This window comes from Janthinobacterium silvisoli (assembly GCF_014200725.1).
Lineage (GTDB): Bacteria > Pseudomonadota > Gammaproteobacteria > Burkholderiales > Burkholderiaceae_D > Janthinobacterium.
Genome location: NZ_JACHCL010000001.1, coordinates 147,949 through 173,517, shown reverse-complemented (window position 1 = coordinate 173,517; position 25,569 = coordinate 147,949). Strand labels below are relative to the sequence as shown.

Annotated in this window: 22 protein-coding genes; 9 read left to right on the top strand and 13 right to left on the bottom strand. The window is 61.0% G+C overall.

Annotation, left to right across the window (positions count from 1 at the left end; translation table 11 throughout):
- Positions 1 to 101: 101 nt before the first annotated feature.
- Entirely contained in the window at positions 102 to 1,019 is a 918-nt protein-coding gene (locus HDE75_RS00700) for a LysR family transcriptional regulator (protein ID WP_183679042.1), read from the top strand.
- Here the strand turns inward: HDE75_RS00700 and HDE75_RS00695 are convergent.
- From HDE75_RS00695 to HDE75_RS00685, 3 genes are all read right to left on the bottom strand, one after another.
- The gene (locus tag HDE75_RS00695) at positions 996 to 1,463 is read right to left on the bottom strand and encodes a DUF6328 family protein (protein WP_183679040.1); all 468 of its coding nucleotides are present in this window, start codon (positions 1,461 to 1,463) and stop codon (positions 996 to 998) included. The genes HDE75_RS00700 and HDE75_RS00695 overlap by 24 nt on opposite strands.
- A 13-nt stretch (positions 1,464 to 1,476) precedes the next feature.
- The gene (locus tag HDE75_RS00690; RefSeq protein WP_183679039.1) at positions 1,477 to 2,139 is read right to left on the bottom strand and encodes a hypothetical protein; all 663 of its coding nucleotides are present in this window, start codon (positions 2,137 to 2,139) and stop codon (positions 1,477 to 1,479) included.
- A gap of 123 nt (positions 2,140 to 2,262) precedes the next feature.
- Positions 2,263 to 2,475 (bottom strand): hypothetical protein, encoded by a 213-nt coding sequence (locus HDE75_RS00685; RefSeq protein ID WP_183679037.1) that lies wholly within the window; start codon positions 2,473 to 2,475, stop codon positions 2,263 to 2,265.
- A gap of 251 nt (positions 2,476 to 2,726) precedes the next feature.
- Between HDE75_RS00685 and HDE75_RS00680 the strand changes: the two genes are divergently transcribed.
- A complete protein-coding gene (locus HDE75_RS00680) occupies positions 2,727 to 3,158 on the top strand; it encodes a YidB family protein (RefSeq protein WP_183679036.1) in 432 nt (143 codons plus the stop codon).
- A gap of 105 nt (positions 3,159 to 3,263) precedes the next feature.
- Here HDE75_RS00680 and HDE75_RS00675 read toward each other — a convergent pair whose 3' ends face one another.
- Complete coding sequence (locus HDE75_RS00675) at positions 3,264 to 4,406, bottom strand: LacI family DNA-binding transcriptional regulator (RefSeq protein WP_183679035.1); 1,143 nt, start codon at positions 4,404 to 4,406, stop codon at positions 3,264 to 3,266.
- A gap of 182 nt (positions 4,407 to 4,588) precedes the next feature.
- Complete coding sequence (locus tag HDE75_RS00670) at positions 4,589 to 6,613, bottom strand: Ig-like domain-containing protein (RefSeq protein WP_183679033.1); 2,025 nt, start codon at positions 6,611 to 6,613, stop codon at positions 4,589 to 4,591.
- A gap of 216 nt (positions 6,614 to 6,829) precedes the next feature.
- Between HDE75_RS00670 and HDE75_RS00665 the strand changes: the two genes are divergently transcribed.
- The 3 genes from HDE75_RS00665 to HDE75_RS26905 all read left to right on the top strand — a co-directional run bounded on the left by HDE75_RS00665 (position 6,830) and on the right by HDE75_RS26905 (position 10,318).
- Positions 6,830 to 8,080 carry an Hsp70 family protein gene (locus tag HDE75_RS00665; RefSeq protein ID WP_183679031.1) on the top strand — a complete coding sequence of 417 codons (1,251 nt, stop codon included), beginning with the start codon at positions 6,830 to 6,832 and terminating at the stop codon, positions 8,078 to 8,080.
- A gap of 39 nt (positions 8,081 to 8,119) precedes the next feature.
- Positions 8,120 to 8,749 carry a 3'-5' exonuclease gene (locus HDE75_RS00660; RefSeq protein ID WP_183679029.1) on the top strand — a complete coding sequence of 210 codons (630 nt, stop codon included), beginning with the start codon at positions 8,120 to 8,122 and terminating at the stop codon, positions 8,747 to 8,749.
- Between the two features lie 177 nt (positions 8,750 to 8,926).
- Entirely contained in the window at positions 8,927 to 10,318 is a 1,392-nt protein-coding gene (locus tag HDE75_RS26905; RefSeq protein ID WP_183679027.1) for a tetratricopeptide repeat protein, read from the top strand.
- 1 nt (position 10,319) lies between these two features.
- On the opposite strand, the gene HDE75_RS00650 is transcribed toward HDE75_RS26905, so the two are convergent.
- Positions 10,320 to 12,203: a GGDEF domain-containing protein gene (locus HDE75_RS00650; protein WP_260174200.1), complete on the bottom strand. Its 1,884-nt coding sequence runs from the start codon at positions 12,201 to 12,203 to the stop codon at positions 10,320 to 10,322.
- 344 nt (positions 12,204 to 12,547) lie between these two features.
- Between HDE75_RS00650 and HDE75_RS00645 the strand changes: the two genes are divergently transcribed.
- Positions 12,548 to 14,716, top strand: coding sequence for a prolyl oligopeptidase family serine peptidase (locus HDE75_RS00645; protein ID WP_183679025.1), 2,169 nt, complete (start codon positions 12,548 to 12,550; stop codon positions 14,714 to 14,716).
- A gap of 60 nt (positions 14,717 to 14,776) precedes the next feature.
- Here the strand turns inward: HDE75_RS00645 and HDE75_RS00640 are convergent, their stop codons facing one another.
- From HDE75_RS00640 to HDE75_RS00615, 6 genes are all read right to left on the bottom strand, one after another.
- Positions 14,777 to 15,649: an STM4011 family radical SAM protein gene (locus HDE75_RS00640; protein WP_183679023.1), complete on the bottom strand. Its 873-nt coding sequence runs from the start codon at positions 15,647 to 15,649 to the stop codon at positions 14,777 to 14,779.
- Complete coding sequence (locus tag HDE75_RS00635; RefSeq protein WP_311735137.1) at positions 15,643 to 17,016, bottom strand: STM4012 family radical SAM protein; 1,374 nt, start codon at positions 17,014 to 17,016, stop codon at positions 15,643 to 15,645. The genes HDE75_RS00640 and HDE75_RS00635 overlap by 7 nt, the downstream gene beginning before the upstream one ends.
- Complete coding sequence (locus tag HDE75_RS00630; RefSeq protein WP_221291724.1) at positions 17,013 to 17,852, bottom strand: STM4013/SEN3800 family hydrolase; 840 nt, start codon at positions 17,850 to 17,852, stop codon at positions 17,013 to 17,015. The genes HDE75_RS00635 and HDE75_RS00630 overlap by 4 nt, the downstream gene beginning before the upstream one ends.
- On the bottom strand, positions 17,842 to 18,939 hold the full coding sequence (locus HDE75_RS00625) for an STM4014 family protein (RefSeq protein WP_183679021.1): 1,098 nt from the start codon (positions 18,937 to 18,939) through the stop codon (positions 17,842 to 17,844). Before HDE75_RS00625 ends, HDE75_RS00630 begins: the two co-directional genes overlap by 11 nt.
- Positions 18,940 to 18,946: 7 nt before the next feature.
- Positions 18,947 to 19,873 carry an STM4015 family protein gene (locus HDE75_RS00620; RefSeq protein WP_183679020.1) on the bottom strand — a complete coding sequence of 309 codons (927 nt, stop codon included), beginning with the start codon at positions 19,871 to 19,873 and terminating at the stop codon, positions 18,947 to 18,949.
- Between the two features lie 186 nt (positions 19,874 to 20,059).
- Positions 20,060 to 20,635, bottom strand: coding sequence for a helix-turn-helix domain-containing protein (locus HDE75_RS00615; protein WP_183679018.1), 576 nt, complete (start codon positions 20,633 to 20,635; stop codon positions 20,060 to 20,062).
- A 264-nt stretch (positions 20,636 to 20,899) separates the two neighbouring features.
- Here HDE75_RS00615 and kbl point away from each other — a divergent pair, with 264 nt between their 5' ends.
- Genes kbl through HDE75_RS00600 form a run of 3 tightly spaced genes read left to right on the top strand, consistent with a single transcriptional unit; the run spans position 20,900 to position 24,573 of the window.
- Positions 20,900 to 22,129: a glycine C-acetyltransferase gene (kbl, locus tag HDE75_RS00610; RefSeq protein WP_183679016.1), complete on the top strand. Its 1,230-nt coding sequence runs from the start codon at positions 20,900 to 20,902 to the stop codon at positions 22,127 to 22,129.
- Between the two features lie 22 nt (positions 22,130 to 22,151).
- Positions 22,152 to 23,117, top strand: a complete 966-nt coding sequence (locus tag HDE75_RS00605; RefSeq protein WP_183679014.1) for an NAD-dependent epimerase/dehydratase family protein — start codon at positions 22,152 to 22,154, stop codon at positions 23,115 to 23,117.
- 55 nt (positions 23,118 to 23,172) lie between these two features.
- Positions 23,173 to 24,573 (top strand): L-serine ammonia-lyase, encoded by a 1,401-nt coding sequence (locus tag HDE75_RS00600; protein ID WP_183679012.1) that lies wholly within the window; start codon positions 23,173 to 23,175, stop codon positions 24,571 to 24,573.
- A gap of 176 nt (positions 24,574 to 24,749) precedes the next feature.
- Here the strand turns inward: HDE75_RS00600 and HDE75_RS00595 are convergent, their stop codons facing one another.
- Entirely contained in the window at positions 24,750 to 25,490 is a 741-nt protein-coding gene (locus HDE75_RS00595; protein ID WP_183679010.1) for an AAA family ATPase, read from the bottom strand.
- Positions 25,491 to 25,569 lie beyond the last annotated feature (79 nt).

Genomic DNA, 25,569 nt, shown 5'->3' with positions numbered 1-25,569 from the left:
CAATAAGATGAAACAGTGAAGACAGAATAGCTGGACAAGTTAAGCCTGTCCAAGACATAATTTGCTTAACTTGAGTCATAAAAGGTCTAATGAGGTCAACCATGCTGGATATCCGACAACTGCAATACTTCGTCGCCGTCGCCGAAGAAGAACACGTGGGCCGCGCCGCCGAGCGCCTGCATATTTCACAATCGCCGCTGAGCCGGCAAATTGCGCAACTGGAAGACAAGCTGGGCCTGACCCTGTTCGAGCGCAGCGCCCAGCGCATCCGCTTGACGCGCGATGGCAATACCTTTTTGGCCGAGACGCGCGCCTTTTTGACGCACGGCAACCGCCTCGAAGCACTGGCCAAGCGCCTGGGCCGTGGCGATGAAGGCGGCCTGTGCATCGGCTATATCGAAAACGCCATGCATAGCGGGGTGCTGCCGGAGGGCTTGCGCGCCTTGCGGGTGGGCCGCCCGCAAGTGCATATCGCCCTGTACAACATGCATTCGGCAGAACAGGTGGAAGGTTTGCGCCAGCGCAGCCTCGATATCGCACTGCTGTGCGAGCCGCCGCTGCCCGGCGACCCTGACCTGGACTGCGCGCAAGTGCTCAGCGATCCCATGCTGCTGGCCTTGCCCGAAATGCATCCGCTGGCTTCCAAGGCGGAATTGACGCCGGAAGACCTGGCCGGCCAGGAGTGGATTGCTGTGCAGCACAAGGAAAGCGCCTTGAAGCACGACAATTTTGTTGCTGCCTGCGCCCGCGCCGGCTTTACGCCCGATATCCGCCTGGAAGCAACAGAGCCGCTGACGGCGCTGGGCCTGGTGGCGGCAGGGCTGGGCATGGCCATGATCCAGCATAGCTTGCGCCATCACGCGCCGGCCGGCGTGCTGGTGCGCGAACTGGCGTGGTTCAGCTACCGCACGCCGCTGTGGGCCGCCTGGCACAAGGTGAATCTGCGTCCGCTGGTGGGGATTTTCCGGGAAACGCTGCTGGCACAGGCGCAGCCGTCAAAGCTTGCGGACGCGGCTTAAATAGCAGGGCAGCGCCCACCAGACGCCAGCAATCAGCACGGCCATCAGCGCGCAGGCGATCAGGCCTGCCAGGTGGCCGAAGACTTCCGACATGACCAGGTTTGTGCCGAGCATAAAGGCCAACGCCAGGCACAGGGCGCCGGCCATCATGAGGCGGTCGGCTACCCGCTTGAAACGTACACGGTTCGTCAAGGGGCGCATGATGCGGTGGCCGATGGCTGGCGCGCTGAGCAGTACCAGGCTGCTCATGGAAAAGATAAAGGTGGCCAGGAACACGATCTTTTCCGCCTGGTCTATTTTGGCGAAGCCGCCATTGAAGGGCAGGATAATCAAAAATGCCGTCAGCATCTGCGCGCCGGGCAGCAAGATGCGCAGCTCGCTGAGCAGGTCGGACAGGTCGCCGTGCTCCGTTTCGGTATTCGCTTGCTGATCGTCGTGCGGCATGATGGCTCCTGCTTTAAAACCACTGCTTGATATGCTCCGGCTTGCGCAAGGCATAGTCGCGCAGGCGCTGCAAGGGTGTCGACACGCAGGCGCTGGCGCCATGTACGGCATCGTAGCCGCAATGGCCGCACAGGTGTCGCCGGTGTGGATGCAGCGCAAAGTCGCCCAGGTCCAGGTGCGGATGGGCGCAGCGGGAACAATCGATACAGCCCAGTGCAACGCCGCTGCTCAGCGCCGCCGCGTAGGTTTGCGCTGCTGGCGGCGTGATATTGATTTGCACGATGGATGGCTGAAACAGACCAGGCACGCTGCGGGTATCGATGGCCAGCGCGCTCACGTCGCGGGCCAGCAGGGCGCCGCCATCGTTGGCTTTTGCCCGCAGGCGCAGCAAGCCATCGTCCGCGGAAGCCAGCGTGATGGCGTGATACTGGCTGATATCGAATACTTCCGGATACAGCACGTAGCCCATGGGGCTGGCGTGCAGCTTGCAGCGCATGTGTGCTGAGCTTTCCAGCTCCGCCAAGTCCGCCTTGGTGCCCCAATAGCATTGGTGCGTGCGGCACCAGTGGCGCGCTGCGCCATTGCGAAACTTTCCCGCTGGTAGTAAATCGCACGGCACCAAACCATCGCGTCCTGCACCGGCGCGGAAATGGCCGTTGATTGTCGTTGTGGTCACGGCAATGTTTCCCGTGGTGGCGTGCAGGGGCCAGCAGATACCGGGCAGTGTCAGAGGTGAGGTCACGATGTGTAGATCAATATAGGACCAGCCGGCCAGCGGCCGGTCCTGATATGGCGAGGATTACTCTTCGGTATCGGCCAGGGTGACGATGGCGCGCGCCCATTTCGAGTATTTCAGATTAGCCAGATCACGCACGGTCTTCACATTGAACGCCTGCTTCAGCAGTTCCGCATCCTTGGCGCTGACGCCCTGCAGCGCATCGACGGGGGCGTCGGCAATTTCCTTGAAAGTCTTTTTCTCGTAGGCCTTGTCTACCGCTTTATTGATATTCATATGCTGACACTCCTTAGTAAGTAGTCAATCAGTAGTCCAATAGATAAGAGATTTAATCTTACATGTTTTTGATTTTTCTCCATTTACGCTTGGGTAGCGGATCAAAGCACGCAGCATAAAGTTATGCGCAAATCGTGACTCAGCCATTTCCGCATTCGTAGTACGATGGCTGCGTGGCGGGGACTTTCCCTGGCCGCGTGCGGATGCCGCGCAATAGCCGGCATTTATTTGACCGTGTTCAGGAGGCGAGTATGGGTTTGCTGGATCAACTTGCAGGACAGGCACTGGGTGCCTTGGGTAACAAGGGCACGGAGGGCGAGGGCGCCGCTGAAGGCCAGTCGGGTTTGCTGGCCAGCGTGACGGAATTGATCAACCAGCATGGCGGAGTGCAAGGCTTGCTGCAAAAGTTCCAGGAGAGTGGACTCGGTGACCAGGTGGCCAGCTGGATAGGCCACGGTGAAAACGCGCCCGTATCCGGCCAGCAAATCAAGGATGCGCTGGGCAGCGATACCGTCACGCAGATCGCCGAAAAAGCCGGCGTGACGCCTGAAGCCGCTTCAGGTGGCCTGGCGGCGCTGCTGCCACAATTGATCGACAAACTGACGCCCAATGGCCAGGTGCCGGAAGGCGGCGACTTGCTGAGCCAGGGCTTGAATGCGCTGAAGGGCAAGTTTTTCGGCTGATATGGTCCATCCTGCGGCGTCAGAAAAAGCGTCTGTGGCTAGTCGCGACGCCGCAGACAGCACTTTAGTGCGGCCAGGCTAAGCAACAACGCCACGGGCGCTTTTTCAAGCCGCAGCCATCATGCCGAAACGCTGGGCAATATACACAGGTTCGGCGCTCAGCCGCGCCGTACTACCTTCCACCAGATACGAGCAGTAGCGGCGCCGTTCGGCTGACCCGCCGCGTCGTTCCATGCGTTCGTTCAGCATGGCGACGGCTTCGATCGCCATCTTTTGCACGGGCTGGCGCAAGGTGGTGATGTCATAGCTGAGCCAGCCTGATGCTTCCAGGGCGTCGAAGCCCGCCACCGACATTTGCAGCGGCACCTGGATGCCCAGTTCGTGGCGCGCCGTGTCCAGGCAGCCGATGGCCATGATGTCGTTGCCGCAGATCACGGCGTCCGGCACCCGGCCCAGGCGGTCGATGACCTTGCGCAAGCCATGACCGCCACTGGCGTAATTGTAGTTGCCGCTGACGACGATGGGTGCGGGCAGGCGTAGTTCCAGCAGACGGTCCAGTACGCCGGACTTGCGTTCCTGCGCCACGGCCGAATCGCCGGGGCCATCGATGATGGCAAACTGGCGGTGGCCGGCCTCGGCCAGGCGCGATACCAGCAGCCGCGCCGCTTCTGCCTGGTCGCACAGCACGGCGGGCACGGCATTATCGCGCGGGTTGCGGTTGAACAGCACCAGCGGTACGTCGCGCCGTGCGAATTCGGCCATCTGTTCGTCGGACAGCCAGGCGGCCACGATGGCGCCATCGACCTGATATTGCCACACATCGCACAGCGCCTTGCCGATATCGGCTTCCCGTTCCAGGGTGAACAGCAGCAGGCGCTTGCCCTGGCGCGCGATTTGCTGGCTCAGCTCGGACAAGATTTGCGGGTAGTACAGATTGGCCAGGTTGGAAATGATGACAGCCACCAGGTTCGAGCGGCGCGTGATCAGGCTGCGCGCGGCCGCGTTCGGTATGTAGTCCAGGGCGATGGCTGCCTGCATGACCTTGGCGTGGGTGGCGGGCGAGACGCTGGCGCCAGGCTTGAAACAGCGCGAGACGGCCGATTGCGACACGCCGGCCAGCAGCGCCACGTCATAGGAGGTGACGCGGCGCTCGGCGCCGGCCTGGGCACTGCCTGTGCTGGCTGCCGCATCGATGATGTTTGCTGTACTGGAATTGGAAATTCGGGCTACGGTCGTCTTTTTTCGCATGGTTTTAGTTCGCCACCTGTCTCAGAGTAGTCCTGCAGGCCCGCCTCATTGGTACAAGTCATTCGGGGCCGGGCAGGCAGGATGAGCATAGCGTAAAAGATTGCCCTATAGCAAGAGTGTTCTCTTCTTTGTATTGCCCGTGTTGCAAATGGTGTGATTTATTGGCAAGCCAGCGCTTGCCTTCAATCCGGCGTGTTGCAGGGCCCCATGCCGTAGGGGCTGGTCTGACCCGGTGGCGGCGTGCGGCGCGCGCTGAAATCCTTGGCCAGGGTGGGGAGTGCCAGTTCCATCGTGGTGCTGGACTCCGTGCCCGTCACCGTGCCGCGCACAGTCAGGGCCAGTTGCACCCAGGAGCCGTAGTTGCGCGGATAGCTGACGGTGATGCTGGCCAGGCCCTGCGCATCGCTGACACCGCTGGAGCTGACGGCGAGCGGTATGCCGGGATCAAGCACGCCATTGCCATTGAGATCATAAGCGGGATCATAAATGCCGTTGCGCAACACATCTTCATTGGCGCAACTATAGCGTGGCAGGGCCAGGCGCCACACGCCCGTGTCGGGGAAGTCTGCCTTGTCGGCCTCCCAGACGTAATAGCCCTTGTCATAGCGCACCGGCCAGGCGGTCGCCGTGATGGCCACGCCAGGCACCGCGTTGCCGGCGCTGTCGGAAACGAGCACGGCGAAGTCCTTTTGCAGCAAGCTGGCTGAATATTCACGTACGGTATTGCCGGTGCCGAACTTGATCGACAGCGCTTTGTGGGCAACCGTCAGGCGGACTTGTGCGCTGGCGGCCGCCTGCGTGGCGCCTTCGATACGCGCCTGTATCAGCACGCCGTCGCGGCCGCTGTCGGCCGGACCCGCTACATAGACAGCGTGCGCCAGGCCGTCCGAGCTCGTCAGGACACGCGCTGTTTGCCGCAGGTAGCCACCGCTGGGATCGCTCAAGATGCTAAACAGCACGGGCGCGTTCTTGACCAGGTTATTGGCTGCCCCATCGCGCACCACGGCGCTGATGGTGCTCATCTGTTCCTTGCCGCTGCCATCGTTCGACCCGAGCACGGCAGGCTCGGCTTGAACGCTGAGCTTGCTGGCCGGACCGGCGCTGGCAACAAACTCCAGCCGGGTCTGGGCCACCGGGCCACCGGCCACGGCGGCAGTGATGGTAGCGACCCCTGCGTTGGCCGACTGGAGATAGCTGCGCGGCAGATTGCCATTGCTAAACACCAGGCTGGGCGCGATGATGGCCGAACAGGCGCTGTCCGCAAACAGGGTGCCGCGTGAAGCGTGCAGGCTGGCGCTGCCCGATTGCGGCTCGCCCGTGTCCGCCCGCGCATAGCGGACATCGATGGCCTGGCAGGCCAGGACAGGTACTTCCTGCAAGATATCCGTGCCATAGTCATCTTGCGCAACCGCTGGCGTCAGGCGCAAATCGCTGCCGGCGACGGTGTAGGCTTGCGAGGCGCTCGCGCCGAGCGCGCTGGCCGAGACGGCATCCTTGCCCAGCGCGCCAGCCGTCAGGTGCAACACCAGCTGCCCCTGGGCATTGCTGACTGCTGTGCCGCCATCCCTGACACGCACGCTGTTGCCGCTACCCGTGCTGTAAGTGATGGCCGCGCCGGCCACCGGTTTGCGCGCCGAATCGCGCACGGACAGGATCAGGTCGGCATTCTGGCCGCGCATGAATGTCGACGGACCCACGATGTCGATGGTACTGCCAGTGACCGCCACCGTGCCGCTGCCGCTTTGTGTGCCGACGGTGGCCGTGAGCTTGATGGTGCGGTTGCTGTTGCCGCCGCCAGTTCCCAGCAGGGCGCGCGCCTGGCCATTTTTATCGGTGACGGCATCGACACTGCTGAGGATGCCGGAATCGGCACTGAGGGCGATCTTGGCACCCGGCAAGGCGAGGTTGGCGCCATCCCTGACCAGCGCCGTGACGGTCACTTCACTGCCGGGCAGGCCGGCCGATGGCAGTTCCGTGCTGGAAAAAAGCAGTTGTACGCCAGCAGCCAGGCTGGCCGGATCGGGCGGAGTGACTGGGGGCGTGACCGGCGGGGTGGTGGGCGGGGTAGTAGGCTTGATGGGATCGGGCAGGCTGCCACCGCAGCCTGCCGTAGCCTGCAGGGTACAGCCCACGGCGGGCTGGGCATCGGCCGCACCGCCGCCGCAACCGGTCAGGCTTGCACCGTACAGTATCAGAACAATGGCCATCGGGGACAGGCGAACGGGGGAATAGCGACATTTCACGGGGAGTCTCCGGAGGGCGGTGAAATTGCTGAGCATCAATTTCCCAAGAGTAGCTTTTGCCCAGTTCGACTAATTGATGCAGAGCAAGCTATGCGTCTGTGAGGCGTAGCAGCGGTTTTTCTGGTGTAATGAGGCATGTTCTGGTAGCATAACGCCCCTTTAATTCACGGAAGGGTCGACATGGCCAATGCTTGCGGCGTCGATTTCGGCACATCAAACTCCACGGTAGGCTGGGCACGTCCGGGACAGAGCACCATGCTCAGCCTGGAAGACGGCAAGACGACCCTGCCATCGGTCGTTTTCTTCAATGCGGAAGATGAAGAAGTCAGCTATGGCCGCGCTGCGCTGGCCGGCTACCTGGCCGGCTACGAAGGCCGCTTGATGCGCTCGCTGAAAAGCTTGCTGGGCACTAGCCTGATCGATGGCCAGACGGAAGTGGGCGGCCGCGCCTTGCCATTCCGTTTGCTGATGTCGCAATTCATCGGTGAAGTCAAGCGCCGCGCCGAGCAGTCGGCTGGCCGCGAGTTCACCTCGGCCGTGTTTGGCCGTCCCGTTTTCTTTATTGACGACAATGCCCAGGCCGACCAGCTGGCGCAAGACACTCTGGCCGAAGTGGCCCGTTCCGTCGGTTTCAAGGACATCGCCTTCCAGTTCGAGCCGATCGCCGCCGCCTTCGATTATGAATCGCAAATCGAGCGCGAAGAGCTGGTGCTGATCGCCGACATCGGCGGCGGTACCTCGGACTTTTCGCTGGTGCGCCTGTCGCCCGAGCGGGCCAAAAAGGCCGAGCGCCGCGACGATATCCTGGCGACCGGCGGCGTGCATATCGGTGGTACCGACTTCGATAAATACCTGAGCCTGTCGTCCGTGATGCCCTTGCTCGGTTACGGCAGCCGTCTGCATAACAATAGCGAAGTGCCATCCAGCTATTATTTCAACCTGGCGACCTGGCACACGATCAACCTGGCGTACACCAAGAAAATCTGGGTGCAGCTGGCCGATGTGTGTCGTGATGCGCGCGAGCAAGACAAGATGGGGCGCTTGCAAAAGCTGATCGATGAGCGCGCCGGTCACTGGCTGGCGATGAAGGTGGAAGAGGGCAAGATCGCCCTGTCCGACGCAGCCGAAGTGCAACTGGAACTGGACCGCCTGTCGCCGGCGCAAAGCCTGCTATTGAAACGTAGCCAGTTCGACGAGGCCATCGGCCACCTGTGCACCTCGGTGGAAGACACCGTGCTGCGCCTTTTGAGCGACGCGGGCGTGACGCCCGATGCGGTCGACACCGTGTTCTTTACCGGTGGTTCCAGCGGCGTGCGCCTGCTGCGTGAAAAGATCGCCGCCCTGGTGCCGGCCGCGCGCAAGGTGGAAGGCGACCTATTTGGCAGTATCGGCGCGGGACTGGCACTGGACGCCGTGCGCAAGTTTGGCTGATAATCAGCTTCCTTCGCTGTACCCATGGAAAGCCCGCCTATGAATGTGTTTGAAAAACCGATCGTGATGCTCGACTTTGAAACGACCGGCCTGTCGCCCGACATGGGCGACCGCATCACGGAAGTGGCGGCGCTGCGCATCGAGGGCGGCCGCATCACCGACCGCTATGTCACCCTGGTCAATTGCCAGGCGCGCATACCGTCGTTCATCACGGGCTTGACGGGCATCACGCAGGCCATGGTCGACAACGCGCCGCCAGTCGATGAAGTGGTGCCGCAGTTGCTGGACTTTATCGGCAGTGACGCCTTGTCGGCGCATAACGCCAGCTTTGATGAAAAGTTCCTGGTCGCCGAAAGCGCCCGCTTGCAACTGGCGCCCGCACACCAGTCGCTCGTGTGTTCGCTGAAACTGTCGCGCCGTGTGTTTCCCGGATTGTCCAGTTACAAGCTGGGCCTGCTGTCCAGCCAGCTGGGCATCAGCTTCAAAAGCGCAGCCCACAGGGCCGAGTCAGACGCTGAAGTGGCGGCGCAAGTGCTGATCCATATCGGCCGCCATTTGCGCAGCAATTATGGCCTGGCCGATGTCGATGCGGACTTGCTCGTTTCCCTGAATAAATTGGCTGCCGCCAAGGTGCCACAGTATCTGCAAAAGCGCAGGCTATCGAGCTGATCCACGCTTCAGGCGGACTCATCAAAACGATAATATTTTATTATCTCCATTGAGTTCGCTCAACCCTCTCTCCCGCATCGAATTTACAATTCAAGCAACACACACTGCCGCCGCCACAGGCCGCCGCTTGACGCGTGCTGCCGGCCAGCGCAATGTGTCATGTGGACAGGGGCGTATATGGACAAGCACCAGACCGCCAGGGATAGCCATCAGGCCTATATCTGGTTTCGCACAGCTGCCGAGCAAGGCAATCCCTACGCCCAGTTCAATCTGGGGCTGATGTACAAGAAAGGCGAGGGCATCGCGCATGACGACGCGCGTGCCTTCGTCTGGTTGCGCCTGGCTGCATTGCAGGGCCTGGCTTTCGCGCAAAACCATCTTGGTGCACTGTATTACCACGGCCGCGGCGTAGCCCAGAGCGATGAAGATGCCGTGCTGTGGTTCCGCCGCGCGGCGGCGCAAGGCGATGCGTCGGCGCAGCAGAACCTGGGCCAGATGTACCGCAAGGGACGTGGCGTGCTGCAGAGTGATGAACTGGCCCTGGCCTGGTTTTACCGTGCCTCCGAACAGGGCGTGGCCAGCGCGCAGTCGTTATTGGGCGAAGCCTATGCGCAAGGCCTTGGAGCCAAAAAGAACGATGCGCTGGCACTGGCCTGGTTCCGCAAGGCCGCCTTGCAGGGCGATATGCAGGCCCAGCTGAACCTGGGCCTCGTCTACAAGCGGGGCCAGGGCGTGGCGCAAAGCGATGCGCAGGCCGTGGCATGGTTCCGCCAGGCAGCGGCCCAGGGCATGGCTGTGGCGCAGCGGCAATTGGGCGTAGCTTATGCGGAAGGCCGCGGCGTGGCGGCTGATCAGTTGCGCGCCTATGCCTGGCTGTTGCGGGCCGCCGAGCAGGATGATGCCGATGCCCAATACAACCTGGGCGTCATGCTGGCGCGCGGGCAGGGCGTGGACAAGGACGAGGCACGCGCCCTGGTCTGGTATCGCCGCGCCGCGCTGCAAGGCCATTGCCTGGCCCAATACAATCTCGGTGGCATGTTTGCGGGCGGGCGTGGGACCGGGCGCGACCTGCACGAGGCACTGGACTGGTACGCCAGGGCGGCGGCCCAGGGCGCGGCCAATGCCCAGTTCAACCTCGGGGTGATGTATGCCAACGGCCATGGCATACCGCGCGACCCGGCCTGCGCCGTGCGCTGGTACCGTACGGCCGCCGAACAGGGTGACGCCAGCGCGCAAAACAACCTGGGCGTGATGTACGCAAATGGCCACGGTGTGCCGCAGGACGATGGCCTGGCCGTGCACTGGTATGAACAGGCGGCAGAGCAAGGCCATGCGCTGGCCCAGTACAATCTGGGCGGCATGTACAACAGCGGACGTGGCGTGCCGAAAAGTCCCGTACGTTCGTATATGTGGACGGCGCTGGCTGCGCAGAACGGCGACGCTGCGGCAAGTTCGGCGATCGTTGGGCTTGCCAGCGAGCTCTCCTCGTCCGACCTGGGCGAGGCGCAGGCGTTGACGCGGCAATGGCGGCAGGCGCGTCCGCCGCCGCTGCCACCGCGTGCTGGATAGCTTAAGGTGCTTCCGTGCGCTGCGCTGGCGCACCTTGCCGCCGGTCCAGGAACAGGCTGTTGCCGTGGATTTTCTTGGCCTGCTTCTTCGCTTCGGCCGCCTGGGTGGCGATCTGGTGGTGCGTGTAGTACTGGTGCGCCTCGACCTTGATCACGCCCAGCGATAGGCTGATCAGCGAATAAAATACTTTTTTCCCCTGCCGGTCTTCGCTGATGTAGCCGCCGCGCTCGCAGTCGCTGCTGCTGTAAAAGTCGAGCACGGCGGTGGAAAAACGCTCCAGCATGGCCTGGCAGCGGGCTTCCCAATCTTCGCTCTGGAACAGGATCATGAAATCGTCGCCGCCGATATGGCCGATGAAGTCGCGGTTCGGGTCGCAATGGCTGCTGAGAATTTCTCCCGTCAGCTGGATCACGTCGTCGCCCTTGCGGTAGCCGTACACATCATTGAACGGCTTGAAGTGGTCGAGGTCGCAATAGCAGACCCAGAAGCGGCTACCGCTGTGCAGCAATCGGTCGATATGTTCATTGATGGGCACATTGCCCGGCAATTGCGTGAGGGGATTGGCGTAGCGCGCCGCATTGATCTGCATTTGCGTGATTTCGCGCATCAGGTCGTGGCCCGTGCCCATGCCCAGGTACTTGCCGTTTTCGGTAATGATGAAGCCGTTGAACAAATGATGGGCGTCCGACTGCACCATGGTGTAGCTCAGTTCCTGCAAGCTGGTTTCATGGTCGGCAATCAATGGCTTGGCGTCCATGAACAGGCTGCAGGATTTCTTGCCGTACAGTTCGCGCTGATAGGGGCGGGCAAAATGGTCGATCATTTCGAAGCGACTGATCAATCCCAAGGGCAGACCCTGGTCGACCACGGGAATGATCATCAGCTTGGGCTCCTTCAGGAAGATATCGTAGACCTCGTTATTGTTTTTCTCTGGCGACACGGCCGCCACCCGGTGCAGCAGCTTGCGGATGCTGGCGCCATTTTTTTCCAGGCTGCTGCGCTGGGGATACACGGCTACGCCATTGCGTCCCAGTGCCTGCACCACTTCGGCCGGCAGGGCGCGCGCCGGCGCCATGTTCGGCCGGCCCAGATGGTAGCCCTGGCCAAAGGCCACGCCCAGGTCGCGCAACACCAGCAACTCCGTTTGTGTTTCGATGCCTTCCGCGATCACCAGCGTGCCTGATTTTTCCGCGATTTCCTGGATCGAGCGCACGAATTGCAGTTTCACCGGGTCATTGTTGATACCCTGGATGAAATGCATATCGATCTTCACATATTCGGGCCGCAGTTCCGACCACAGCCGAAGGCTGGAAAAACCTTCGCCCAGGTCATCGATGGCGATCTGGAAACCCATATTGCGGTAGTGCAGCACCGCTTCGCGCATCAGGTCGTAGTCGTAGGTGGGCTGGTTTTCCGTCAGTTCGATGATCACGCGGTCCGGATTGATGCCGATCTGTTCGATGTATTCCAGCGTTTCGCCATGGCGCGCATTGCGCAGTAGCAGGCATTCCGGGCTGACATTGAGAAACAGTTTGCCTGGCAGTCCCAGTTCGGCAAAGCATTCCAGCACCACTTGCCGGCACAGGTGTTCCACTTCCAGGGTCAGGCCACTGGCGCGCGCCACCTTGAACAGATTCATCGGCGCATGCAATGGGCTGTCGGATGGCCCCCGTATCAAGCCTTCATAACCGATAATGTCGCCGCTATGCATATGGATGATGGGCTGGAACAGGGCGTTCAGCTTGCGGCCGTTGATAATGTCATGCAACTCTTCCGCCGCAGCTTCCAGCCCCGTCGGCACGGCGGCCGGCTTCAGGTAGGCCACGTTCGATGGTGGTGGCACGTCCTGCGCAGGCAAGGCGGGGGTGAGGGGAAGAGTGTGCATAAGGAAAGTCTGGACGTGCGGCAATCGGCATGGCCGCATGAGGGCCATGATCATGTTGCCCATGGTAAAGATCTTTTATGACAGCTTGATGAAATACGGTAATTTCTGACAATTGTTGAGGGCATGCCCGGTTTTCCATTTTTCACGAAAAACCATTTTTTCCATGATGGTTCTTGTAATTTGGCAAAATAAAAGATGGCAATTTCCGCTGATAACTGTGCATTAAAAGTTGTGATACGCGCTATGATTTATCTTGGCGAAAGTCATCATGGGCAGCACGCTGCAGGGGGACATTCCTTGCGCGGCCTGCTTTCTTCGATATCCAACAATGAGACAAACAACCCATGCAATTACGTAGTGCAACCCTCATATTCAGCTTGCTGGCCGCTTTCGGTGGCAATGCTTTTGCGCAAACCTGCCCAGCCGGTGACGGCGCTGCCGTGACTTATCCTGTCAGCAAAAAGGTCGATCAGCAAGACAGCTATTTCGGCACCACCATCGCCGACCCGTACCGCTGGCTGGAAGACGCCAACAGTGCGGAAACGCACGACTGGGTCGTGGCGCAAAACAAGGTGACGCAAGCCTATCTGGGTACCATCCCGGAGCGCGAAGCGATCAAGCAGCGCCTGACCAAGCTGTGGAATTATGAGCGTTTCACTACGCCAACGAAACAGGGTGGCCGCTATTTCTACAGCCGCAACGACGGCTTGCAAAACCAGGCCGTGCTGTACACGGTGAAAAAACTGACGGACGAACCGCGCGTGCTGCTCGACCCGAATACCCTGTCGACCGATGGCACGGTAGCGCTGGCCGGCACTTCGATCAGCCCCAACGGCAAGTATCTGGCCTACGCCACGGCCGCTTCCGGTTCCGACTGGAATGAGTGGAAAGTGCGCGACATCGAGTCGGGCAAGGACTTGACGGACCATATCCAGTGGGCCAAGTTCTCGGGCGCGTCGTGGAGCAAGGACAATAGCGGTTTCTTTTACAGCCGCTATGACGCGCCGAAAGAAGCGACAAAGCTGGCCGATATCAATTACTTCCAGAAACTGTACTTCCACAAGATCGGCACGCCGCAAAGCGACGATGTGCTGGTATTCGACCGTCCAGATCAAAAAGAATGGGCATTTGGCGGCAGCAAGGTCAGCGATGATGGCAATTATCTGATTATCACTGCCACGCAAGGCACGGAACGCAAGAACCGCATTTTCTACAAGGACTTGCGCCAAAAGAATGCCAAGGTCGTCGGCTTGCTGGAAGAGTTTGATGCATCGTATTCCTTCATCGACAATATCGGCCCCGTGTTCTATTTTGCTACCGACAACAAGGCGCCGAAATCGCGCGTGATCGCCATCGATACGCGCAAACCTGCACCGGCCGACTGGAAAGAAGTCGTGCCGCAAAGCGAGGAAACCCTGGTGTCGGCCAATATCCTGAACAACCAGCTGGTACTCGACTACCTGAAAGATGCGCAGACGCAAGTCAAGATCACCGACCTGAACGGCAAGCTGGTGCGTGAAGTGGCCTTGCCGGGCATCGGTTCGGCCGGCGGTTTTGCGGGCAAGCGGGGCGATACGGAAACGTTCTACTCGTTTACCAGCTTCACCACCCCGGCGACGATTTATCGCTACGACATGAAAACCGGCAAGAGCACCATCTACCGCCAGCCCAAGGTCGATTTTGATCCGGCCGCGTTTGATGTGCGCCAGCAATTCTTCACCAGCCGCGACGGCACCAAGGTGCCGATGTTCATCGTCTCGAAAAAAGGCATGAAGCTCGACGGCAATAACCCGACCTATCTGTACGGTTACGGCGGCTTCAATATTTCGCTGACGCCAACTTTCTCCGTGGCCAACCTGGCCTGGGTGGAAATGGGCGGCGTCTACGTGATGGCCAACCTGCGGGGCGGCGGCGAATACGGCGAAGCCTGGCACCAGGCTGGTACCAAGCTGAACAAGCAAAACGTGTTCGATGACTTCATCGGCGCGGCCGAATGGCTGGAAGCGAACAAGGTGACCTCGCCATCGAAACTGGCGATCGGCGGCGGCAGCAATGGCGGCCTGCTGGTGGGCGCCGTGCTGGCCCAGCGTCCTGAGCTTTTCGCTGCCGCCATCCCGCAAGTGGGCGTGCTTGACATGCTGCGCTTCCACAAGTTTACCGTGGGCTGGGGCTGGGTGCCTGACTATGGTTCGTCGGATGACGCCGAGCAATTCAAGGCCCTGGTGAAATATTCGCCGCTGCACAACCTGAAGGCAGGCGGCTGCTATCCCGCCACCATGATCACCACGGCCGACCATGACGACCGCGTCGTGCCTGCCCACAGCTTCAAGTTCGCTGCCGCGCTGCAAGCGGCGCAAGGCGGCCCTGCGCCGGTGCTGATCCGCATCGACAGCAAGGCAGGCCATGGCGCCGGCAAGCCGACCACCAAGCAAATCGAAGAAGTGGCCGACCGCTGGGGCTTCCTCAGCCGCTCGCTGCACATGACGGAGCCGGCCAAGGTGGCAGGGCAGTAATCAGGAAAAAGCTGAGTAGTAAAAAGTGAAAAGCGCGGGCGCAACTGGCCCGCGCTTTTTTTATTGCGTTGGCGCGATGCGGGCCAGCACGCCAGCGCCAAACTCGCGCTGGAAGGGCAAGTCCTTGCGCTGCGCGTAGCCGATATAGCAGTCGCACTTGAAGCGGGGGCAGCTGCGTTCCTGCAGCATGTCGGCCAGGTCGTCCGTGTACAGATTACCCAGGCGTTCGGGCACAAAATGGCAGCGCGCCAGTTCGCCGTCGCCATCGACCGATAGCGATAATTCACCGGCCAGGCAAGGCTTGCCGCGCGAGGGTACGGGGTGGCGGTTCAGGGCAAACCATGGGTCGATGGCGTCCAGCCAAACCAGGTCTTCGACACGGTAATAACCGGGACCGCGCCGGTCATAGGCATTCAGCCACAGATAAGTTTGTGCCGGCAGGGCTGTGCGCAAGGCGCGGATAGCGTCGTAGTGTTCATGCATGGCGACCACGCCGACGGAGTAACGGACACCCATGCTATCGAGACGCGCACAGCGTTCCAGAAAGCGGGCCAGGGTGGTCTGGTCAGGGTGATAGGTGCACCACAGGCCGATTTTTTCCAGGCCGGGTAAATTTTCCAGCCAGTTCAGGGGGCCTGACAGATTCGTTTGCAGTGCCACTTGCCGCACATGGGGCAGGGCGGCCAGGGTGTGCATGGCGGTGCGATAATGGCGCCGCACCAACGCTTCGCCCCAGGGCGTAAACAGCACGCTGATGGGGCGCTGCTGCGTGGCTACCCAATCGGTAAAACGGGCCACTTCACGCGCATCGCGTGCCAGCGCGGCCCGGCTATCCTGCTTCTTGGCGAACGGGCAGTAGCTGCAGGCGTAATTGCAGCTGGCCAGGGTGCCGCGGTATAGCAGGGACAAGACGCCCGCTTGCTCCGTCAGCACGCCTGGCCGCCTTCTGCCATCAGCGCCCGCACGGTATCGGAGGCCAGCCACGGGCCGATGGTGTCGGCATAGGCATAACCTTGCTGGTTCAGGCGCAGCAAGCGGCCATCTTCTTCCACCAGTTCCAATGCATGCAGTTCGGCCAGTTGCGGCAAGTCTGCTTCGCAGTAGGTGCCAAAGCGTGCCGTGTAGGCGTCGCGGTCCAGTCCCGGTTCCGTCAGCAGCGACTGGATCACATAGCGGCGCTGCTGCTCGGCTTCGTCCAGCACATAGCCGTGTTCAGCCTGCGCAAACTGCGCTTCGTCCAGCGTCAGATATTGTTCGATGATGCCGATGGTTTGCGTACGCTCCACCGCGTACTGGCTCGAATAATGCAAGCCCGTCGTGTAGGAGCGGGCGCCTGCACCCAGGCCCACCATGCCATCGTTCTGGCAGCAGTACGATGGGCCGTTCTGTTCCGGCGCATGCGGTGCGCGGAACATGCGCATCGAGACTTGCTCGTAACCGCGCGTGCGCAAATGGTCGCGTGCCGCAGCGTACAAGGCCAATCGGCTATCGCCATCGCGCGCCAGCATGATGGGGTTGAGGGTGGCCGCACCCTGGCGGCGTGCCACCTTGCCCAGGCCCGTTTGCTCGCGCACGTACAGCGGGTACAGGTAGAGCTCTTCGGGCTTGAACGCCAGCGCGCTATCGATGGAAGCTAGCAGGCTATCCACCGTTTGCCCGGCGATACCGTAGATCAGGTCCAGGTTCAAGGTGGGGAAACCTGCTTCCCGTATCAGGCCGATTGCGTGATGGACGGTGGCGTTTTGCTGTGGCCGCGCCAGTGCGCGCATCTCGCCCGCCGCAAAGCTTTGTATGCCCAGGCTGACCCGGTCTATGCCGTGCGCGCGGCAGACAGCCAGGCGTTCGGCTGTGATGGTTTCCGGCGAGGCTTCGATGCCGGCTGGGGTTTGCTGCAGATCGATGCCCAGGATATCGCGCGCGCCGCACAGCAAGGCGTCGAGCTGCGCCGCCGACAGATAAGTGGGCGTGCCGCCACCGAGCGCGAAGCGCGCAAAGCGCCTTTCACCGAGGGCGCCATTCAAGGCTCGCATCTGTAGCAGCACTTGCTGCACATAGCGTTCGACCATGCCGGCACTGGGGCGTGCCATGGCGAACAGATTACAAAAGCCGCAGCGCATTTCGCAAAACGGTATGTGGATATAGGCGAACAGGGCGGAGCGGTCTTGCTGCGCCCACAGCGGCGCCAGCGGCGCAGCCTGGACCAGGCTGCGGTAAGCGGCCTTGTGCGGATACGAATAGGAATACGCCTGGTAGGGCGTGTGGCGCATGCGCTGCGCCAGGGTTTGTTCGGATGGGTTCACGGTAGGGGTACGGCTTTCTGTGTGTGTTTTATCATGAAGTGCGCATAGGGCACGCTCCACACGCTGTCGTGGGCCACGCGGTGGCCGCGGTAACCATCTTCGCCATAGGCGCTGCCATGGTCCGAGCAAACAATGGCGAAGGTGGGCGCGCGCGCCGCGCAGGCATCAAACAGGGGCGCCAGCGCGCCATCCACATAGCGCAGCGCTGCCGCATGGCTTTCCGGGTTGTCGGCCTTGCAGCCGGGCAGATAGGCGCGGTTGGGCGTGTGCAGGGCGGCCACGTTGATAAATAAAAAAGTACGCTGCTCACTGGCCTGCAGGCGCGCGATGGCCAGTTTCACCTGTTGTTGCGTCGAATGGCGGCTGGCCACGCCCATGCCTGCACTCCAGTGGCTTTCCTGGAAAAGATTGGGTAGCACCGTGCCCAGCGCCGTTTGCTTGTTAAAAAAACCCACGCCACCGATGCAGATGGTGCGGTAGCCGCGCGCGGCCAGCGCCGCAGGAAGATCGGCTTCTGCAAACGTCCAGGTATGCGGAGAAGTGGTTTCGCTGCCTGCAAAGGCGCTGGCAAACAGGCGTGGATGGCGTCCTGGCGCGGCTGGCGTGGGCAAAAATCCGGCAAAGAATGCCTGGTGCGCGGCATAGGTAAAGGTGGCGGGCGAGTGGCGCCGTTCCCAGCCACCGGGCGGCAGAAAACGGCCCAATACGGGCAATTCACCAACCTCGTATAGCGCTTGCGCCACGTCGTAGCGCAAGGTGTCCAAGGTAATAAAGACGATATCGTGGCTGCCCACGATGGCGTGCATATCGGGGATGGTCTCGGTCTTATTGTTCATGATGGTGGCGCAGTTGCGCGGTATAAGTATCCTGGCCCTGCCACATCAGGCCGGGCAGCAGGTCGCCGAAGGCGTTCGCTTCCAGCACATGGGCCTGGCCATGGCGCACCACCAGGTCATAGCCCGCCAGCGTGCTATGCGGGAAAGCGCTGGCGGCCAGGGTGGCGGTGGTTTCCAGCGCCGCCATGTCGGCAGGACCCAGCAAGCTGGTCGCGTCGCCGCGCTGGTTATCCAGGTGCAGATTGGTCATCATCTGCGCGCCAATGCGGGCCACCCGGTGCGCAGGCTGGCCGCCGATGGTGACCACCCGCAGGTCGTAATGGCTGTCGCCCATGCGCGGCTTGGCCAGCCAGGTTTCCGCGTACAGCTGCTGCTTTGCCAGTATATCGACCAGGGTGGCGATTTCGCTCTCGGATTCATAGCGCGAGATGCGCTTGAGGTTAAACAAGCGTGGTTCGCCATCCACGCGCTGCAGGCTGGCCGAGCTGGTGGCTTGCTGGCGGCCAGCCCTGTTCCGGCGATAGGCCACGACGCCCGAAGCGGAAGAGCCGTAGCGTGGTTTCAGGTAGACGCGGTCAAGCTGATGCTCGGACAAGAGTGTTTGCAAATGCTCGTAGCCATGCACGGGCCCCAGCAGCGTTGGTACCGGTACGCCGTGCGCCGCCAGATGCTGCTGACAGGCCAGCTTGTCGGTCATGGCCACGATCTCGGCGGGTGCATTAACAAGCCGCGTTTGCGGCAAGGTGTTCAACTGGCTGGCAAGTCCTTCCATGGCGGCCGCAAACCCGGCAAACCAGGTATCCATGAGCAGCAGTTCGCCGTGTTCGGGGTCGCGTACCGGTGGCCGGCCCAGCAAACGGCAGCCATCGTGCAGCAAGTGCAGGTGGGCGGCAGTGTCGTCGCCGGGTGGCTCGATCTTGAACATGCCTGGCTGGGCCAGCGCGGCATCGAGCAGCGATGGTTGCCGTAGCCAGTCGCGCCATTCCAGCACCTGCGCGGGCGGCAGGCGCAATTGCGCGCGCGCCGCTTGCATCAGGCGCACGCGCTTGCTGCCATCGGTGGCCAGCAGGGTCAGATGGTCAGACAAGGGACGCTTACTCGCCGACAGCCACGTAGCGGTAAATGTCGTCGCCGTCCTGGTCTTCTTCCTGTTCGTCATCGAGCACCACTTCGAATGGCAGCGCCTTCAGCTTGGCCTGGTTTTCCTTGGAGATGTAATGGTGCGACAGGTCCAGGCGTTTCAGCTTGCCCAGCTGCGTGTGGTTCAGCACAGCCACGGCGGCCAGGTCGGTCGGCGTGCCCAGCGACAGATCGAGGATGGCCAGCTGCGCCACCAGCGGTTCTTCCGCCAGCCAGACGGTCAGGTCGTCGGCGATTTCCGCATTGCGCAGGCCCAGATAGCGCAAGCTAGGTACGGCCAGTTGCGCCAGCAGCTTTTGATACAGTTGCACGTCGCCCGAGAAACCGTAATCGTTGGTGCCCAGCCACAGTTCCAGGTGTTCCAGCTGCGGCATGCTCGATTGCGCCAGCGCCTGTGCGATCTTTTCATCGAGGCCGCCCGATTCGATGGTCAGCTTGCGCAGGTGCTGGTGGGCGAACGGTTCGATCACCAGCTTATTGCCGCCGCGGATGCGCAATTCTTCCAGTAGTGGGAAAGCGTCCAGCAAGGGCTTGTAGCTGCCCTGGACGATCCACGAGATTTCACATTCTTCGTACGTCATATCGCCGATGAACAGGGCGCGCAGCTTGGGCAGTTCGGCGGCGCGGGCGATCAGCGCCGCCATCACTTCGTCGGCGCCCGATTCGTACGGATCGCCCCACATGCCGATGATCAGCGCTGACAGTGCAGTCTTATCGGCCTTGCCGAGGAAGCTGGCGATCAAGTCGCCCATCTTGCCTTCGTCATCGTATTCCAGCGACAAGCGGTAGACGATGTCCGCTGAAGGATCGTAGGGCAGGTCTGGGTCGTACTGGACGACTTTTTTATTGGCGAAGGTGGTGGTGCTGTCGGAAATGGTCATCGTGCGTGGCTCCGTAAAAGCGTTAAAGCCTGGATGCCGTGCGCGGGGCCGCAATGCAAGGGGAAGAGCCGGGATGTGCTGCAACGCTCTGCTAAGACATCCAGGCCTGGAAATCTTGTCTATTCCGGAATCTTAGCATGAGGGCAAAGGCTTATTGCGCACTGCAGGGACTGACCCCAAACGCAATCAGCGGTGTATCACGACCAGCAACGCCTTGCCCTCTGTCTTGCCTAAATTGCGTATCGTATGCGGCAAATCTGCCGGATAGCGCGCCGTGCCGCCGTTCTTGACCTTCTTCTTCGCCGCGCCCACTTCGAGTTCCAGGTTGCCGTGGATAACGGTCAAGTGTTCGGTGGTGCCCGGGTCGTGCGGCTGGGACGCCAGTTCGCCGCCGGGCGCCAGGGTCACTTCATACCATTCATATTTACCGGCCAATTCCATCGGGCCCAGGATGCGCAGCACGTAGCCGGCATGGTCGCCGGGCAGGGTGGGGGTTTCGTGGGCGTCCGTGACGCGGATGGTTTCCACGGCTTTTTCTGCGCTAGACAGCAATTCGCCGATCTGCACGCCCAGTGCGTTGGCCAGGCGCCAGGTGATGGCGATGGTGGGATTGGCTTTTTCGCGCTCGATTTGCGACAGCATGGACTTCGATACGCCGGCGATGCGTGACAAATCCTCCAGTGTCAGGCCGCGCGCCAGGCGCAGTCTTTGCAGGGTGGCGCCCACTTCGGGCGGAGAATTGGTCGAAACACTGTTTTTCATCGGTAGTTGGCTTGCAAAGTTCAATAGGCTTGGGTAATATCCACTATATTGAATTTTAGTTCGAAATAGTGGATTCAGAAGAAAATCACGGAAACGTGTAGACTTCGAACAGCGCTTCACGGTACAGCATACAGCGAGGGCCGGTCAAGCGGCGGACTTTGCATTTTGTCTATTTTTCGGCTTGTTATTCATTTAATTAAAGCCATTCAGCATACAAGCGTGCCGGCAGCGGCATATTGAAATCAAAGAGATCAAAGGATCAACATGAGCGAGCAAGCGAAGAACACCTTTTTCAGCGGTCTGCAACAGAACCTCGATCAATTGCGCCAGCAAGGCTTGTACAAGCCTGAGCGCGTGATCGCCTCGCGCCAGGGCGCTGAAGTGGTGTGCGACGATGGCCGCACCCTGATCAATATGTGTGCCAATAACTACCTGGGCCTGTCCGGCGACGTGCAAACGCAGCAGGCGTCGATTGCCGCCACTGAAAAATACGGTTATGGTTTGTCATCCGTGCGTTTCATCTGCGGCACGCAAACCGTGCACAAGGAACTGGAACAAGCCATCTCCGCTTTTCTCGGTACGGAAGACACGATCTTGTACGCAGCTGCCTTTGACGCCAACGGCGGCGTGTTCGAGCCGCTGTTCGATGAAAACGACGCCATCATTTCCGACGCGCTGAACCACGCATCGATCATCGACGGCATCCGCCTGTGCAAGGCTGGCCGCTATCGCTACGCCCACAATGACATGGCCGACCTGGAAGTGCAGCTGCAAGCGGCCATCGCTGCCGGCAAGCGCCATAAAGTCATCGTCACGGACGGCGTGTTCTCGATGGATGGCACCATCGCCCAACTCGACAAGATCTGCGACCTGGCCGACCAATACGGCGCGCTGGTAATGATCGATGAATGCCACGCTTCCGGCTTCATGGGCGCAACGGGCCGCGGCACGCACGAACACCACAATGTGATCGGCCGTATCGACATCATCACGGGCACCCTGGGCAAGGCCCTGGGCGGCGCGATGGGCGGCTTTACCTCCGCCCGCAAGGAAGTCATCGACACCCTGCGCCAGAAATCGCGTCCTTATCTGTTCTCGAACACCCTGGCGCCATCGATCGCCGGCGCTTCGCTGTCGGTGCTGGAACGCCTGGCCAAGTCGACCGAACTGCGCGACCGCCTGCATGAAAACACGGCCTTCTTCCGCAGCGAAATCGAGCGCATCGGCTTCACCATCAAGCCGGGCACACACCCGGTGGTGCCGGTGATGCTGTTTGACGCGCCGGTAGCGCAAAAGTTCGCCGCCCGCCTGTATGAGCTGGGCGTGCTGGTCACCGGTTTCTTCTACCCGGTCGTGCCGATGGGCCAGGCCCGCGTGCGCGTGCAGCTGTCGGCTGCCCACACCCGCGAACAGCTGGTCAAGGTGCTGGCCGCGTTTGAACAGGCTGGCAAGGAACTGGGCCTGCTGAAGACAGAAACAACGATTAATCAATAAAAGTAATCAGGACAAGAAGAACATGGAACGCATTTTAGTTATAGGCGCAAACGGCCAAATCGGTAGTGAGCTGGTCGGCGCGCTGGCGCTGCAGCATGGCGCGGACAATGTCATCGCCAGCGACATCGGCACGAATAATCTGTACCAGGCCAAGCGCTACGCGCAGTTGAACGTGCTGGACAAGAACGGCCTGGCGAAGATCGTCGCCGACGAAAACATCACCCAGGTGTACCAACTGGCGGCGATGCTGTCGGCCACCGGTGAAGCAGCGCCATTGAAGGCCTGGAGCCTGAACATGGATGGCTTGCTCAATATCCTGGAACTGGCGCGCGAGCGCGGTGAAGCAGGCAAGCCATTGCGCATCTTCTGGCCTTCGTCGATCGCCGCCTTCGGCCCGAACACACCACAGGAAAACACGCCGCAAATGACGGTGATGGACCCGACCTCGATGTACGGCATCAGCAAACTGGCTGGCGAGCGCCTGTGCGAATACTACTTCAACAAGTATGGCGTGGACGTGCGCAGCATCCGCTACCCAGGCATCATCAGCTACAAATCGCCTCCAGGCGGCGGCACCACTGACTACGCCATCGCGATTTTCCACGCAGCCCTGCGCGGCGAACGCTATGACTGCTTCCTGGATGCGACCACGACCCTGCCGATGATCTACATGCCAGACGCGATCCGCGCCACCATCGAACTGATGGACGCTCCTGCCTCGCAGATCAAGATCCGCTCGTCGTACAACGTGGCTGGCGTCTCGTTCAACCCCGAGCAACTGGCCAAGGCCATCGTGCACATGGTCCCTGACTTCAAGATCAGCTACAAGCCGGACAGCCGCCAGGCCATCGCCAACAGCTGGCCGCAAAGCCTGGACGACAGCCGTGCCCACGCAGACTGGGGCTGGAAGGCGCAGATCGGCGTCGAGCAAATGGTTACCGACATGCTGGCCAATGTGGACGCGGGCCAGTCGGTGCAAGCCGCCTGAAGCACGAACAAGCAATCGTAATATCTAAAACATACCAATATAAAGAGACTTCCTGATGGACATGAGCGTATTTGACCTTTTCAAGATTGGCATCGGGCCGTCGAGTTCCCATACCGTGGGGCCGATGGTGGCGGCGCGGCGTTTCCTGGTCGAATACGGTCCATTGGATGACGTGGTGGGCGTGGAAGCGGCCCTGTATGGCTCGCTGGCGCTGACGGGCGTGGGCCACGCGACCGACAAGGCCGTGATCCTGGGCTTGATGGGCGAAACGCCGCAAGGCGTGCCGCCCGATGAAGTGGACAGCAAGCTGGCCGCCATCGAGACGGCAGGCTCAATCGCGCTGCTGGGCGTGCATGCCGTGCCCTTCACGGCTGCCACCGGCCTGGTATGGTTCAAGAGTGAATCGCTGCCCGAGCATCCGAATGGCATGCGCTTTACCCTGAAGCTGCGCGATGGCAGCCGTATTGATAAAGTCTATTACTCGATCGGCGGCGGTTTTATCCGCGAAGCGGGTGAAGCGCAAGCCGAAGCTGCCGTCGAATCGGCGGCTGCCGCCCGCGTGGTTTTCCCGTTTGACACGATGGAGCAGTTGCTGGAACACGGCCGTGTGAGCGGCTTGTCGATTCCGGAAATGCTGCGCGCGAATGAAAACGTCAAGCGCAGCGATGATGAGTTGAATGAAGGCCTGGACCGCATCTGGCACGTGATGCGCGACTGTATCGCACATGGCCTGGAAACGACGGGTAATCTGCCTGGCGGCTTGAACGTCAAGCGGCGCGCGGCCAAGCTGTGGCGCCAGGCGCAGGATGCGAAAGCGTCGGACAACCGCGCCAACGATTTGCCGCACGACGCCGTGCACCTGGTCAGCCTGTATGCGATGGCCGTCAATGAGGAAAACGCAGCCGGCGGCCGCGTGGTGACGGCGCCCACCAACGGCGCCGCCGGCATTATCCCGGCCGTGCTGCGCTACTACGCCCAGGATTGCCGCCCCAGCGATCCGGTCGGCGGCGTGCGCCGTTTCATGCTGACCGCCGCCGCCATCGGCATGCTATGCAAGCGCAATGCCTCGATCTCGGGCGCCGAAGTGGGTTGCCAGGGCGAAGTCGGCGTCGCTTGCGCGATGGCTGCTGCTGGTTTGGTGGCAGCGCTGGGCGGCACGAATGAACAGATAGAAAATGCGGCTGAAATCGGCATCGAGCACCACCTGGGCATGACCTGCGACCCGATTGGCGGCCTGGTACAAATTCCCTGTATCGAGCGCAACGGCATGGGCGCCGTGAAAGCCATCACCGCCGCGTCGCTGGCGTTGAACGGCGACGGCACGCATTTCGTCAGCCTGGACGAAGTGATCGAAACCATGCGCCAGACGGGCGCGGACATGCAGGATAAGTACAAGGAAACGTCGCTGGGTGGGCTGGCAGTCCACGTTATCACCGTGAACCACGCCGCTTGCTGATGGCGACGCGATAAACCTACTGCGCAGCCCACTCTCGCGTCGGCGTTGCTCGCCGTACCTCAGTACGGCTGCGCTACTCAACACGATATTGGGCTTGCTCGCTACGGTTTCTCGCGCCTTCGTGGCGTTCCGTGGACTACGGGAAAACCAAAATAAGTGCGATATTTTTAATAAAATTAATCCTCTTCAAATAACTGCTCCAGCCTCCTCGGGTAGTTGTTCAGGAAATCCTTCGTCACGGCGTAGTGTTCCGTGTCTTCATACGCCACTTCGTGAATGCCGCCACCGGTGAACATCAGGATCTTGGCGTTTGGGTAGGCTAGCAGTATCGGTGAGTGAGTGGCGATGATCAGTTGCGAGTCGTCCTGCACCAACTGGTGGATTACCGATAGGGCGGCCATCTGACGGCTCGGTGACAGGGCTGCTTCCGGTTCGTCCAGCAGGTACAAGCCTTTTCCCTGCAGTTTATTGAGCAAGGTGGCCATAAAGGCTTCGCCGTGCGACTGCGCGTGCAGCGATTTGCCGCCGTAGCTGCCCAGGTAAGCGGGCATGGTATCCATATAGGTGGCCACATTGAAAAAACTTTCGGCGCGCAGGAAGTAGCTGTCGTCGGGTTTTTTATAGCTTTTGCTCAGGCGCAGATGGGCGTGCAAGCCCGATTCGCGGTCTGATTGTTCGGTGATGCGCACGTTGCGCGTGCCGCCATCCTTGCCAAAGCCCAGCGCCACCGCCAGCGCTTCGAGCATGGTCGACTTGCCGCTGCCGTTTTCTCCCACAAAAAAAGTCACGTCAGGGTGGAAATCCATTTGCACAAAATCGCGGATGGCCGGTATCGTGAACGGATAGTGTTCCAGGTCGATCACGGCGTCCGGGCGCAGGGCGGCGCTTTGCAGGTACGGTTTTTTACTGAGCGACATGGGCGGTCCATTCATCGTTGTTGGCTGGGCGGTGTGCCATGGCATACTGGCGCTGCGGGCAAATTCGCCTTGCGCGTGC

Bases quoted from the DNA above. Each gene is read 5' to 3' on its own strand.
- HDE75_RS00660 (WP_183679029.1), top strand. From the start codon at position 8,120: ATGAATGTGTTTGAAAAACCGATCGTGATGCTCGACTTTGAAACGACC.
- HDE75_RS00665 (WP_183679031.1), top strand. From the start codon at position 6,830: ATGGCCAATGCTTGCGGCGTCGATTTCGGCACATCAAACTCCACGGTA.
- HDE75_RS00700 (WP_183679042.1), top strand. From the start codon at position 102: ATGCTGGATATCCGACAACTGCAATACTTCGTCGCCGTCGCCGAAGAA.
- HDE75_RS00595 (WP_183679010.1), bottom strand. From the start codon at position 25,490: ATGTCGCTCAGTAAAAAACCGTACCTGCAAAGCGCCGCCCTGCGCCCG.
- HDE75_RS00630 (WP_221291724.1), bottom strand. From the start codon at position 17,852: ATGAACAATAAGACCGAGACCATCCCCGATATGCACGCCATCGTGGGC.
- kbl (WP_183679016.1), top strand. From the start codon at position 20,900: ATGAGCGAGCAAGCGAAGAACACCTTTTTCAGCGGTCTGCAACAGAAC.
- HDE75_RS00695 (WP_183679040.1), bottom strand. From the start codon at position 1,463: ATGCCGCACGACGATCAGCAAGCGAATACCGAAACGGAGCACGGCGAC.
- HDE75_RS00685 (WP_183679037.1), bottom strand. From the start codon at position 2,475: ATGAATATCAATAAAGCGGTAGACAAGGCCTACGAGAAAAAGACTTTC.
- HDE75_RS00670 (WP_183679033.1), bottom strand. From the start codon at position 6,613: ATGGCCATTGTTCTGATACTGTACGGTGCAAGCCTGACCGGTTGCGGC.
- HDE75_RS00675 (WP_183679035.1), bottom strand. From the start codon at position 4,406: ATGCGAAAAAAGACGACCGTAGCCCGAATTTCCAATTCCAGTACAGCA.
- HDE75_RS00620 (WP_183679020.1), bottom strand. From the start codon at position 19,873: ATGACCATTTCCGACAGCACCACCACCTTCGCCAATAAAAAAGTCGTC.
- HDE75_RS00600 (WP_183679012.1), top strand. From the start codon at position 23,173: ATGGACATGAGCGTATTTGACCTTTTCAAGATTGGCATCGGGCCGTCG.
- HDE75_RS00605 (WP_183679014.1), top strand. From the start codon at position 22,152: ATGGAACGCATTTTAGTTATAGGCGCAAACGGCCAAATCGGTAGTGAG.
- HDE75_RS00645 (WP_183679025.1), top strand. From the start codon at position 12,548: ATGCAATTACGTAGTGCAACCCTCATATTCAGCTTGCTGGCCGCTTTC.
- HDE75_RS26905 (WP_183679027.1), top strand. From the start codon at position 8,927: ATGGACAAGCACCAGACCGCCAGGGATAGCCATCAGGCCTATATCTGG.
- HDE75_RS00615 (WP_183679018.1), bottom strand. From the start codon at position 20,635: ATGAAAAACAGTGTTTCGACCAATTCTCCGCCCGAAGTGGGCGCCACC.
- HDE75_RS00650 (WP_260174200.1), bottom strand. From the start codon at position 12,203: ATGCACACTCTTCCCCTCACCCCCGCCTTGCCTGCGCAGGACGTGCCA.
- HDE75_RS00680 (WP_183679036.1), top strand. From the start codon at position 2,727: ATGGGTTTGCTGGATCAACTTGCAGGACAGGCACTGGGTGCCTTGGGT.